This window comes from Novosphingobium soli (genome assembly GCF_042432915.1).
Lineage (GTDB): Bacteria > Pseudomonadota > Alphaproteobacteria > Sphingomonadales > Sphingomonadaceae > Novosphingobium > Novosphingobium soli.
Genome location: NZ_JBHLWK010000025.1, coordinates 97154 through 109807 on the forward strand (window position 1 = coordinate 97154; position 12654 = coordinate 109807).

General features: G+C 70.3%; 9 protein-coding genes. 3 read left to right on the forward strand and 6 right to left on the reverse strand.

From position 1 onward, the window contains the following. Positions 1-5: 5 nt before the first annotated feature. Both ACFFJC_RS18780 and ACFFJC_RS18785 read left to right on the forward strand, forming a co-directional pair. Complete coding sequence (locus ACFFJC_RS18780; protein ID WP_379488924.1) at positions 6-1502, forward strand: glycerol-3-phosphate dehydrogenase; 1497 nt, start codon at positions 6-8, stop codon at positions 1500-1502. Beyond that, complete coding sequence (locus tag ACFFJC_RS18785; protein ID WP_379488925.1) at positions 1499-2977, forward strand: glycerol kinase; 1479 nt, start codon at positions 1499-1501, stop codon at positions 2975-2977. The genes ACFFJC_RS18780 and ACFFJC_RS18785 overlap by 4 nt, the downstream gene beginning before the upstream one ends. A 415-nt stretch (positions 2978-3392) precedes the next feature. Here the strand turns inward: ACFFJC_RS18785 and ACFFJC_RS18790 are convergent, their stop codons facing one another. Genes ACFFJC_RS18790 through ACFFJC_RS18815 form a run of 6 tightly spaced genes read right to left on the reverse strand, consistent with a single transcriptional unit; the run spans position 3393 to position 10066 of the window. Further along, positions 3393-3791, reverse strand: a complete 399-nt coding sequence (locus ACFFJC_RS18790) for a cytochrome C nitrite reductase (protein WP_379488926.1) — start codon at positions 3789-3791, stop codon at positions 3393-3395. Continuing rightward, positions 3791-5026: a molybdopterin-dependent oxidoreductase gene (locus ACFFJC_RS18795; RefSeq protein WP_379488927.1), complete on the reverse strand. Its 1236-nt coding sequence runs from the start codon at positions 5024-5026 to the stop codon at positions 3791-3793. The genes ACFFJC_RS18790 and ACFFJC_RS18795 overlap by 1 nt, the downstream gene beginning before the upstream one ends. Before the next feature lie 14 nt (positions 5027-5040). Further along, positions 5041-6123, reverse strand: coding sequence for an LLM class flavin-dependent oxidoreductase (locus tag ACFFJC_RS18800; RefSeq protein ID WP_379488928.1), 1083 nt, complete (start codon positions 6121-6123; stop codon positions 5041-5043). Then, a complete protein-coding gene (locus ACFFJC_RS18805) occupies positions 6120-7028 on the reverse strand; it encodes an aldo/keto reductase (RefSeq protein WP_379488929.1) in 909 nt (302 codons plus the stop codon). Before ACFFJC_RS18805 ends, ACFFJC_RS18800 begins: the two co-directional genes overlap by 4 nt. A 15-nt stretch (positions 7029-7043) precedes the next feature. Beyond that, entirely contained in the window at positions 7044-8060 is a 1017-nt protein-coding gene (locus ACFFJC_RS18810; protein ID WP_379488930.1) for a LacI family DNA-binding transcriptional regulator, read from the reverse strand. Further along, a complete protein-coding gene (locus tag ACFFJC_RS18815) occupies positions 8057-10066 on the reverse strand; it encodes an alpha-glucosidase (protein WP_512700641.1) in 2010 nt (669 codons plus the stop codon). The genes ACFFJC_RS18810 and ACFFJC_RS18815 overlap by 4 nt, the downstream gene beginning before the upstream one ends. Before the next feature lie 228 nt (positions 10067-10294). Here ACFFJC_RS18815 and ACFFJC_RS18820 point away from each other — a divergent pair, with 228 nt between their 5' ends. After that, the gene (locus tag ACFFJC_RS18820) at positions 10295-12631 is read left to right on the forward strand and encodes a TonB-dependent receptor (protein ID WP_379488932.1); all 2337 of its coding nucleotides are present in this window, start codon (positions 10295-10297) and stop codon (positions 12629-12631) included. The last annotated feature ends 23 nt before the right edge of the window (positions 12632-12654 follow it).

A 12654-nucleotide genomic window follows, 5' to 3' on the forward strand; every position in this document is an offset into this window, starting at 1 on the left:
GACTCATGAACCAGCACATCCATGACATCGCCGTCATCGGCGGCGGCATCAACGGCAGCGGCATCGCGCGCGATGCGGCCGGGCGCGGGGCCAGCGTCCTCCTGATCGAGCAGGGCGACCTGGCCGGCGGGACCTCCTCGGCTTCGACCAAGCTCATCCATGGCGGGCTGCGCTACCTCGAGCACTACGAGTTCGCCCTGGTGCGCGAGGCGCTGGGCGAGCGTGAGCGGCTGTGGTCGATCGCGCCGCACATCATCCGGCCGATGCGCTTCGTCCTGCCGCACGTGAAGGGGCTGCGGCCCCGCTGGCTGCTGCGCCTGGGCCTGTTCCTCTACGACCACATCGGCGGCCGCCGCGATCTGCCCGCCACCGAGTCGATCGACCTCAGGCGGCATCCGGCCGGGAAGCCGCTCAAGCCCGGGTTCGCGCCGGCTTTCGTCTATTCGGACGGCTGGGTCGACGACGCGCGGCTGGTCGTGCTGAACGCCCGTGACGCGGCCGACCGGGGCGCGACGGTGCGGACCCGCACCGGCGTCTCGCGGCTGGAGCGGCAGGGCGATCACTGGCTCATCACCTGCGGCGACGAGAGCTTTCGCGCCCGCGCGGTCGTCAATGCGGCGGGTCCTGCCGTGCTCGACCTCCTAGAACGGGCGCACGAGACGAGCCGGCGCAAGATGCGGCTGGTGCGCGGCTCGCACATCGTCGTGCCGCGGATGTTCGACCATCCCTACGCCTACTTCTTCCAGATCGCCGACGGGCGCATCTTCTTCGCCATTCCCTACGAGCACGACTTCACGCTGATCGGCACCACCGACCGGGACCACCACGGCCCGTTGTCCGAAGTGCGCGCGAGCGAGGAGGAGATCGCCTACTTGTGCGAGGCGGCGAACGTCTACTTCGAGCGGCAGATCGCGCCGGCGGACGTGGTCTGGAGCTATTCGGGGGTGCGGCCGCTGGTGGACGACGGGTCCGGCAAGCCGGAGGCGGCGACGCGGGGCTACAGCTTCGACCTCGATGCCGATGCCGACGGGAAACTGCCGCTGCTGTCGGTGTTCGGCGGCAAGATCACCACCTACCGCCACCTGGCCAAGGACGCCGTGGAGCGCCTGGCGCCCTACATAGCGGCGCTGCAAGGTGGCGATTGGACCGCAACAGCGCCGCTTCCGGGCGGAGCCTTCCCCAAGGACGGGGTGGCGGACGTGATCGCCGGGCTGCAGCGTGACTACCCCTTCCTGGACGCGCGCACCTGCGAGCGGATCGGGCGGGCCTACGGCCTGCTTGCGCGCGAATGGCTGGGCTCCGCCGCCGATCCGGCCGCGCTGGGCACCGCCTTCGGCCATGGGCTGACCGGTGCCGAGGTCGACTACCTGATGGCGCGCGAATGGGCCGTCACGGCGCAGGACGTGCTCTGGCGGCGCACCAAGCTGGGGCTGCGGTTCGACGCGGCGCAGACGGCGGTCCTGGAGGGCTACATGCAGGATCACAGGGGGGAACGGCCGTGAGCGGCGACCTGATCTTGGTGCTGGACGAGGGCACCACGTCCACCCGCGCGATCGTCTACGCGCCCGACGGCGCGGTCCTGGCGACCGCCCAGCGCGAGCTGACGCAGCACTATCCCGAGCCCGGCCGGGTCGAGCACGACGCGACCGAGATCTGGGACCGCACGCTGGCCTGTGCGCGCGACGCGATCGCCAAGGCCGGGGGAGCGGAGCGGATCGCCGCCATAGGCATCACTAACCAGCGCGAGACCGTGGTGGCCTGGGACCGCCAGACCGGCGAGCCGGTGACCCGCGCCATCGTCTGGCAAGACCGGCGCACTGCGCCGCTGTGCGCCAGCTTGCGCGAGCAGGGGCTGGAGGCACACCTCCAGGCGCGGACCGGCCTGGTGATCGACCCTTATTTCTCCGGCACCAAGATGCGCTGGATCCTCGACAACGTGCCCGAGGCGGGGGCGCTGGGGGACAGGCTGGCCTTCGGCACGGTCGAGAGCTGGCTGGTGTGGAAGCTGACCGGCGGCCTGCATGTCAGCGATGCCAGCAATGCCAGCCGCACGCAGCTCCTCGCGCTCGACGGGGCCGACTGGGACGATGAGCTGATGGCGATCTTCGGCGTCGCCCGCGCGATGCTGCCCGAGGTGGTCGACAGCCTGGGCCGGCTGGGCGAGACGCGCGCCGACCTGCTCGGGCGCGCCATCCCGATCTGCGGCCTCGCGGGCGATCAGCAGTCCGCCTGCATCGGCCAGCACTGCCTGGAGCATGGCGACACCAAGGCCACCTTCGGCACCGGGGCCTTCGTCCTGACCAACCGTGGCAAGGCGCTCCCCCGTTCCGGCCACCGGCTGCTCGGCACGGTGCTGTACCAGGTCGGCGGGGAGCGGACCTATGCGCTGGAAGGCTCGATCTTCGTCGCCGGCAGCCTCATCAAGTGGCTGCGCGACACGCTGGGCATCATCCGCTCGGCCGGGGAGACGGAGGCGCTGGCGCGGTCGGTTTCCGACAGCGGCGGCGTGCTGTTCCTGCCGGCGCTCGCCGGTCTGGGGGCGCCGCACTGGCGACCGGACGTGCAGGGCGTCGCGGCCGGGCTGACGCTGGGGACCAGCCGGGCGCACCTCGTGCGCGCGGCGATGGAATCGCTGGCCCACCAGTGCCACGACCTGCAGGAGGCCTTCGCCGCCGACGGCGCGCCCTGGGCCAAGCTGCGCATCGACGGCGGCATGAGCGCGAACGACTGGATCGCGCAGGACCTCGCCGACGTGCTGGACCTGCCGGTCGAGCGGCCGGCCGACATCGAGACCACCGCGCTGGGCGCGGCGATGCTCGCCGGCGTCGGGGCGGGCCTCTACGCCTCGCTCGAAGAGGCTGTCGCGATGCGCGGCCACATCGCCAGCTTCACGCCGCACATGGACGCGCCAGCGCGCGCAAGCCGCCTGTCGCACTGGCGCGCGGGGCTGGAGAAGCACCTGGCCCTGGGCTGCTGAGCAGGGGTGACGGGCCGACCTTGCGCGAGCCATCCTTCGACAAGCTCAGGATGAGCGGGGTTGGTGTTGCGAGGGGGAGCGGCCCCTTGCTCGCGACGGGCTGGCCGGCTCCCGAATGAGTGCCGCTGGGCCTGGGCGATGCCGGGATTGCACCGGTCCTCTCCGAACGTGCCCCATCCTCCAGACCCGCTCGGCCTGAGCCTGTCGAAGGCCCGACCGTGCGCGAGCCATCCTTCGACAAGCTCAGGATGAGCGGGGTTGGTGTTGCGAGGGGGAGCGGGCCTTGCTCGCGATGGGCCAGGCGGCTCGCCGTTTCGAACGCGCCACTCCCCCGGACCCGCTCAGCCTGAGCTTGTCGAAAGCCCCGCCGCACACGAACCCTCTTCCGGCACGCTCAGGATGAGCGGCCGCGACCCTATGCGGCCGGGCGCAGCTTCAGCAGGGCATCCACCACAGCGGCGTCCTGGTCGGGCGTGATCGGCGCGCCGTAGGCCTCGCGCATCTTCTTGACCGTGGCGGCCCACTGCTCGCGCTTCAGCGGGGGCTGGTATAGCACCATCGTCGTCGAGTGGCAGGCGATGCAGTGCTGGTCCAGCACGGCGTCGCCGCCGGCTGCGGCGAAGGTCAGCGTGTCGTCCGGCAGGGTGATGGTCTGCGAGCGCAAGGCCCCGCTCATCGCCGAAGGGCGGGCTTCGGCGGTCTCCTGCGGCGTGGGCGCTGGCCCTCCGCAGGCGGCCAGCACGAGGCAGGCGGGAAGGGCCACGGAGGCGGGAAAGGCCAAGAAGCCGGGCCGGGAAAGGGCGCGTAGCGTCATCACACGATCCTCGCCCGCACGGTCTCGACGCAGCCGCGCATGTAGCCGCCGGGGTTCCAGTTCGGCTCCATCGGCTGGCCTTCGCCTTTGGTGTTGGTGCAGCGCGCCATCAGCGCGAGCTCGCCCTTGGCGGGGGTCGGCAGGTCGATCGAGAAGCGGCGGAAGCTGTAACGGCCCTCGTCCGTGCCGAGCTGCGCGGGCGACCACGTGTGCCCCCCGTCGGCCGAGACCTCCACCTTGGCCACTCCCTGGTCGCCGCCCATGGCGATCCCCCGCACCGGCAGGGTGTCGCGGTGGGGAAGCGCGGTGCCCTCGACCACGTTGGTGATCCAGCTGCGTGGAATCATCCGGCTGATCGGCTCGGTGGGGAAGTCCTTGGCGCCAGGCGGCACGTCCGCCTGCGGTGCGGTGGGGATCTTGTAGGCCTTGGTCATCCAGTAGTTGTCGTCCGGAGCGGCCAGGACCTCGATCTCGCTCAGCGCCTTGATCCAGTAAGTCGAATACCAGCCGGGCACCACCAGCCGCAGCGGGAAGCCGTTGAGCATCGGCAGCTGCTCGCCGTTCATGGCGAAGGCGATCATCACCTCGCCGTCGTTCGCATGGTCGAGCTCGAGGGACTTGTCGAAGTCGTCCACGGCGGTGAGCGGCCGGTCGAGGCCGCCGAAGCGCACCGCGGCGGCGCCGGGCTTGACGCCGGCCATCTCCAGCACGGTGCGCAGCGCCACGCCTTTCCACACCGCATTGCCCATGGCGCCATGCGCCCACTGCGCACCGGGCACGCGCGGCGAGAAGAAGCCGCGGCTGTTGCCCGAGCACTGGTTGACCGCGGCATAGGCGATGCGCGGCAGGCGCAGCAGCTCGGGCAGGCTGATCGACAGCGGCTTGCCGACCTGCCCGCCCACCGTCAGGCGGAAAGCGTCGACGTCCACCTCCAGCGGGATGTCGGCCCAGTGCCAGCGCACGTAGAAGCGGTCGTTGGGCGTGAAGACGTGCTCGTCGAACACGGACATCGGGCTTTCCAGCAGGACCGGCCGGTTGCGCTGGACGATCATCGGCCCTTTGCCGGGAAAGTCGCTGGCGAGCGGCCGCTCGTCCGGTCCTCCCGTCATGCCGAGCCGGACGAGCCCGCCCGCCTGGGCCAGCGCGCTTGTGGCGCCGAGGCCGGCAACCGCCCCGGCCCCCAGCAGGCGCCGGCGGGCGAGGCGGCCGGCCAGAAGCGAATCGAACCCGTCCATGTCCTCGGTCCTCGTCAGAGCGCCAGCGGGCCGTGCGCGATGTTCGGCAGCACGTGGCGGGCGAACAGGTCGGCCTCGGCGGCATGCGGATAGCCCGACAGGATGAAGGCCTCGATCCCTTCCGCCTGGTAGGCGCGCAGCTTGGCCAGCACCTGGTCGGGATCGCCGACGATGGCCGCCCCGCAGCCCGAGCGGGCGCGCCCGATGCCGGTCCACAGGTTGTCCTCGACGAAGCCGTCGCCGCCCGCGGCCGAGCGCAGCTCCGCCTGGCGGGTGACGCCGACGCTGGCGGTGTCGAGCGACTTCTGGCGGATCGCCTCGCCGGTCTCCGCGTCGAGCTTGGACAGCAGGCGGTCGGCATAGGCGCGCGCCTCGTCCTCGGTCTCGCGCACGATGACGTGGGCGCGGTAGCCGAACTTGAGCGTGCGGCCGTGGCGCGCGGCGCGGGCGGTCATGTCGGCGATGGTCTCGCGCACCTTGTCCATCGTGTCGGGCCACATCAGGTAGACGTCGCAGCCCTGCGCCGCGGCCTCGCGCGCATCCTCGGACAGGCCGCCGAAGTAGAGCGGCGGGCACTTGCCCGAGGTGGTGGTGATGCGCGCCGGGGCGAGGTCGAGGTCATAAAACTCGCCCTTGAACCGGAGATGCTCGCCCGAGAGCATGGTCTTGAGGATCTGCATCACCTCCAGCGTGCGCTGGTAGCGCGGCTTGCTCTCCAGCTTCTCGCCCGGGAGGTCGGAGGAGATGATGTTGACCGTCAGCCGCCCGCCGAGGATGCGGTCGAGCGTCGCGATGCGGCGCGCGAGCTGCGGCGGCCAGTCCTCGCCGCAGCGGACCGCCCAGAGCAGCTTGATCCGCTCCACCAGCGGCGCGATGGCGCCGGCGAACATGGTGGTGTCGATCCCCAGGCTGTAGCCGGAGGGCAGCAGGATGTTGTCGAAGCCGCCCTTCTCCGCCTGCAGCACGATGTTGCGGCAGTGCTCCCAGCTGGACGCCAGCATCGGGTCGGGCTGGCCGAGGAACTCGTAGTCGTCGTCGCAAAGCGCCGAGAACCAGCTGATCTCGCATTGCTGCTGCGCGGTGCCTTCGGGGGTCATGGCAGGGGCTCTCCTTTCGATGCCACCAGCACCGCGTACCACTGGGCGCGGGTCCAGCGGACCTTGAGCGCGTCGGCGGCTTCGGCGATGCGGGCGGCTTGTTGTGATCCGACGATCGGGATCGGGCGCGCGGGATGCGCCATGATCCAGCTATAGGCGGCGGCGGTGCGCGACACGCCGTGGGCATCGGCGACCGCGTCCAGCAGCGCGGCGACCGCGTGCTCGCGCTCGGTCCCCGGCGCGGCGATGCGCCCGCCGCCGAGCGGCGACCAGGCCATCACCGCCAGGTCCATCGCGATCGCCTGGTCGAGCTCGCCGTTCTCGATGGGCGCGAGCTTCAGTGCCGAGAGCTCGGGCTGGGTCGAGACGATCGGCACGGGCAGGAACTGCTGCAGCGTGGCGATCTGGCCCTGGGTGAAGTTGGAGACGCCGAAGCTGCGGATCTTGCCGGCCTGGTGCGCGTCCTCGATGGCGCGGGCGATCTCCTGCGGGTGGGTCAGGATGTCGGGGCGGTGGATCTGCCACAGCTCGACCCGGTCGGTGCCGAGCCGCGCCAGCGAGGCGTCGATGGCCGACGCGAGGTAGGCCGCGCTGCTGTCATAGGGCACGCCCATGGCGATGCCGCCCTTGGTGGCGAGCACGATGCGCTCGCGCAGGCCGGGCTCGGCGGCCAGCACTCGCCCGAGCAGCGCTTCGGAGGCGCCGAAGGGCTCCTGGTTATCGGGTCCGTAGATGTCCGCGGTGTCGACCAAGTCGATGCCCGCGTCCAGCGCGGCATGGAGCAGCCGGGCGGCGGCGCCGACGTCGGTGCCGCACAGGCGCCAGTTGCCCCAGGCGAGGGCGGAGACCTCGATGCCGCTGCGGCCCAGCGGGCGACGGGCGGAAGGTGCCGGAAGGAAATTCATGCGTTGCAGGTCCTGTCAGGAGAGGAAGTCGGCATTGATCGCAGCGACCGAGGCGCGCTCGACCAGCCGGTGGTCGAGGCGGCGGTGGATGAGGGTGTCGCCGCCGATGAGCAGTTCGGCGGCCGCGCGTGCCAGTTCCCGGGTGGGCTGGTGGACGGTGGTGAGCTGCGGCCAGACCATGCGGGCGAGGGTGGTGTCGTCGAACCCCGCGACGGAGAGCGCGGCGGGCACCGCGATGCCCATGTCGTGGGCGACGGAGAGGACGCCCGCGGCCATGTCGTCGTTGCTGGCGAAGATCGCGGTCGGCCGGCGCGGCTGGCCGAGGAAACGGCGCGCCGCGGCGACGCCGCTGTCGAAGTCGAACTCGCCGGGGGCGACGAGGGCCGGCTCGTAGGCGATGCCGGCCCGGTCGAGCGCGCGGCGGTAGCCGAACAGGCGCTCCTCGGAGGCCATGTGGTTGGGGTGGCCCTTGATGAACCCGATCACGCGGTGGCCGCGGTTGACGAGGTAGGTCGTCATGTCGTCGGCCGCCTGCGTGTCGTCCATGAACACCGAGGAGGTCAGCGCATGGTTGGTGCCGGGCGAGATCCGCACGAAGGGCACGTCCATGGCCTCGAGCATCGTCAGCACCGGCACGCAGTCGGTCACCGGCGAGGAGAGGATCACGCCGTCGACGTGGGTCTCGGTGACGAGGCCGCGGACCTGGTCGCCCACCAGCGGGTCGGCGACGTCGACGGGCTGCGCGAGCAGGCGGATGCGTGCGGCGTGGCACGCCTCCCAGCAGCCCATCTGCACCTGGTTCATGTAGTAGGGGCTGTGGTTGTCGTAGATCAGCGCGACCTGGCCCGACTTGTTGCCGGCCAGGATCCGCGCCGCCACGCTGGGGCGGAAGCCGAGCTCGCGCATGGCCTGCTCGACCCGCTCGCGGGTTTCGGACTTCACGTAGGGATGGTTGTTCAGCACGCGGCTGACGGTCTTCACCGAGACGTTGGCCCGTGCCGATACGTCCTTGATGTTCGCCCTCTCGCTCATCCGCCCCGTTCCTTGCCGATCTGGGCGAACAATGGCGCAAACGCGCTGTCGGGGCGATAGAAGACCGGCGGCGATCCGATCGGGGCGTCGATCTCGTGGCGGCCGGGGGCGAAGTCCTCGCCCGACCACAGGTGGCGCCAGGGGGCGGTGCCGGGGAGCACGACGCTGCGGCGGGGGGCGCCTTCCTCGACCACCGGGGCGACCACCAGGTCGGCGCCGTAGAGGTACTGGTCCTGCACCGCGTAGAGGTCGTTAGCGTCGGGATAGTGCAGGAACAGCGGCCGCTGAACGGGCAGCCCGGTGCGCACCGCCTCGTCGCTCAGGTGCCGCACGTAAGGGGCGAGCGCGGCATGGATGCGGGTCATCCGGGCGAAATGCGCCAGCAGTTCGGGGGTGGAATCGACCTGGAGGTTGTCGTCCGGGCGATTGCCCTCGTGGCTGCGCATCACCGGGCTGAACGCGCCCAGCTCGCACCAGCGCATCATCAGCTCGGCGCTGCGCACGTTGCCGTGGAGGCTGGTGTAGCCGCCGACGTCGCTGTGGGAGTAGGCGTTGCCGACCAGGCCGGCGGAGAGCGCCGCGGTGACGACGGTGTTGATCCCGTCGTGCCGGGTGAAGTCGACCGACTGGTCGCCGGCCCACAGCAGCGGGCAGTGGGCCTGCACGCCCGAGAAGCCCGCGCGCATGAAGAACAGCGCCTCTCCGGTGCGCCCGCGCGAGGCGATGGCGCGCGCGTTGGCCTCGGCCCACAGCACCGGCCAGCGGTTGTGCATCAGCATCGGGTCGCTGCCGTCGTGGAGGCGCAGGTCCACCGGCAGGTACTCGCCGAAGTCCGCCATCCACCCCGAGAGGCCGAAGTCGAGCATCTCGCGCCCGATCACCCGCTCGGCGAACCAGTCCAGCGCGGCCGGGTTGGTGAAGTCCACCACGCCGCAGTCGAACTCGCCGAAGTCGACCAGGTAGGGCGCGTCCTCGTCCTGCCGCAGCGCCAGGAAGCCGTGCTCCAGCGCCTCCTGGTACTGCACGCCGTCGTTGGCGAGATAGGGGTTCACGTAGCCGAGGAAGCGGATGCCCGAACGCGCCAGCTCGGCGATGCGCTCGGGAAGCGCGGGGTAGCGCGCCGCGTTCCACGACCAGTCCCAGAACAGGCGCCGCCCGAAGCTGGTCTGGCGGATGCCGATCCAGTCCTCGCACCACAGCCCGGACACGGCCGCGCCCGCCGCCACGATCGCCTCCAGCCGCGCGAAGCTGCGCGCGCCGTCCTTGAGACCGACGATGGCGCCGCCGATCGCCCAGTCGGGCAGCGGCGGCTGGCGGCCGAAGCGGTGGCTCAGCGCGCCGACGAGGCCCACGAAGTCCCCGGCCGCGAAGAACTCCAGCCGCGCCGTGCCTTCCCACACTTCCAGCCGGTGGCGGGCGGGGTCGGTGAAGTCCAGCACCGCGTAGGCGCTGCTGTCGAGGTGGCAGGCGTAGCGGCGCGAGGAGAGGAAGGTCGGCTGCGGGTAGTTGGTCCACCAGTAGTCGCCGCCGGCCATGCCCTGCGCGTCCATGAGCCGGGTCAGCTCGGTGGTCTTGTCGCGCCCGACGCCGGGCTCGCTGGTCCAGATCGGGAAGCGCCGGCCCGACAGGTCGAGGTAGCTCATCTGCTCCCCGCCGCCCCAGACGTGCTCGTCCGCCTGCGCCACGAGATCGACCCAGAGGCGGTCGTAGCCGGGCTCCAGCGCCTCGATCCGCAGGGCGTCGCCGGCTTCCGCCGCCACCCGCAGCAGCGCCGGGCCCTGCGGCGCGGCGGAAAGGACGAAGGCCTCGCCCTCGCGGCGCACGAAGGCGGGGGCGAGGTGGCCTTCGGGCGCGTCGTCGATACGGAAGTTGCCGCGCACCATCGCGATGTCGGGATGCCCACGCGCGAGCGTGAAGGCGGGCGAATCGGGGCTGTGGCGGAGCAGGACGCGATCCTCGAGCACGCCGGTGAGGATCCCGTCTTCCAGCTTCAGCGTCAGCGCCACATCCATGCTCCCACTCACGCCGGTGACCGGCGGCTCTTCCTGGCTTGTGACACCGCTTGACATAAACTCCCGCCCAGCACAAGCCGGCTGCGGCATCGGGCGATGGCGGAAAGCCGTGTCGCAGCCGTTCCGGCGGCGCCTGATGTCCATCGTTGACATAAACGAGCAGGCGGAATATCCACCTGCGCGATAGAGATTGCGGAGCAATGGCTCCTGGGGAGGAAATTCATGAGAAATTCGGCTGCCCTGCGGGCGTCTACGCGTGTTTCGCTGGCGGCGATCGCGATCGCCTGCGCCGCCTCCGCGGTCCCCGTCCTGGCCCAGGAGGGCGCCGCTCCCGCGGACAGCGCTCCCAACGAGATCGTCGTCACCGCGCAGAAGCGCTCCGAGAACCTCCAGGCCGTGCCGCTCGCGATCAGCGTCGTGGGCGAAGCGACGCTGAAGGCCAACAACATCACCAACACCGAGAGCCTCGGGCAGGTGGTTCCCTCGCTCACCTTCAAGCGCGGCACCACCAACACCAACTCGACGCTGAGCATCCGCGGCGTCGGCACCCAGTCCTTCTCCTCCGGCGCCGAGCCGAGCGTCTCGGCCGTGGTCGACGGCGTGGTCATGGGCCGCTCGGGCATGGCCTTCAGCGAGTTCACCAACATCGAGCGGATCGAGGTGCTGCGCGGGCCGCAGGGCACGCTGTTCGGCAAGAACGCCTCGGCCGGCGCGATCAGCATCGTCACCAAGTCGCCCACCGACACGATCGAGGGCTCGGTCTCGGCCGGTCTGTTCGAAGGCGGCGAGAACCGCGCGAACGTCGACATCTCGGGCCCGCTCGGCACCGGCGTCGGCTTCACCCTCTCGGGCGTCTACGCGCAGTACGACGGCAACATCCGCAATCTCTACGACGGCGAGAAGGTCAACGGCTTCAAGCGCTACGGCGTTCGCGGCAAGCTGGTGGTCGAGCCCACCGACACCGTCGAGATCACCCTGATCGGCGACTATGTCCACGCCAAGGACAACTGCTGCGGCGACGTGCTGGGCACCTACGTTCCCAGCGCCCAGCTCACCAACCTGTTCATTCCGCAGCTCGGCTTCCAGCCCGGCTCGAAGAACCGCACGATCAACAACGATTTCACCCCCGGCACGCGCGACACCAACGCCGGCGTCTCGGCGCAGGTCGACCTCTCGCTGGGCGACTACACGCTGACCTCGATCAGCGCCTACCGCCGCTGGACCAACACCCAGTACCGCGACGGCGACTTCCACTCGGTCTACGCCACCCACGTGGCGCCGCTCGACATCCTGCAGCACGACGTCGGCTACCTGAAGTTCCAGCAGTACAGCCAGGAAGTGCGGCTGGCCTCGCCCACCGACCGCTTCCTGTCGTTCGTGATCGGCGGCTTCCTGTGGCACACCAAGGAATACGACACCTTCTCGCGCACCGTGTCGCAGTGCACCGCCTCGACGCTGCCGGTCGACGCCACGGGCTTCGCGCCCTGCGCGGCGGGGGCCAGCACCTACCTCAACACGGTGGGCAGCGCGGAGTTCACCACGCGCTTCAACAACCAGGCGCTGTTCGGGCAGTTCACCGCCAACGTGACGCCCGAGTTCCGGGTGATCGGCGGCGCGCGCTGGATCCACGACAAGATCAGCTACGACTTCGCGCGCGTGACCAACCCCTCGACCGGTCCCGGCATCTCGGCGGCGTTCTCGAACTCGGATTCGACGTCGGAGACGGGCTGGTCCTACAAGGCCGGCCTGCAGTACGACGTCGCCGACGACGTCATGGCCTACGCCACCTACTCGCGCGGGTACAAGGGGCCGGCGTTCAACATCTTCTTCAACATGGGCCCGCTCAACACGCAGCGGATCAACCCGGAGACATCGGACGCCTACGAGATCGGCATCAAGAGCCAGCTGCTCGACCGCACGCTGACGCTCAACCTGGCCGCCTTCTACGAAAAGTTCGACAATTTCCAGGCGAACAGCTTCACGACCGTCAACGGTTCGGTGACCACCAACCTGACCAACGCCGGCTCGGTGCGCAGCCAGGGCATCGAGGCGGAGATCATGTGGTCGCCTTCAGACGCCTTCTCGCTCTCGGGCGGGTACAGCTTCACCGACGCGGAGATCCTGGAGTTCTACTGCCCCGATTCGATCGGCGCCGCCAACCTGCCGGCCTGCCGCGCGCATGACGGCAAGCCGCTGCCCTTCGCGCCGCGCCACAAGTTCAACCTCACCGCCAACTGGCGCGCGCCGCTGCCCGAGACGCTGCCGTTCAAGGTCAACCTGATCCCGACCGTCAGCTACCAGAGCCGCACCAACTTCGACCTCGACCAGACGCCGCTGGCGCAGCAGTCGCCTTATGCGCTGGTGAACATGACGATCGCCATCGCCAGCCACGACGACAAGTACCAGCTCAGCCTGATCGGCAAGAACCTGACCGACAAGTTCTACACCAGCTTCGTCACCCCGGTCGGCAACGGCGTGGCCGCCGGCAGCTTCACGCGCCTCCAGATCCCGCGCGATGCCGACCGCTACTTCGGCGTCAGCGGCCGCGTGGCGTTCTGAGCCCCCCAGGCGCGGCGGCCCCC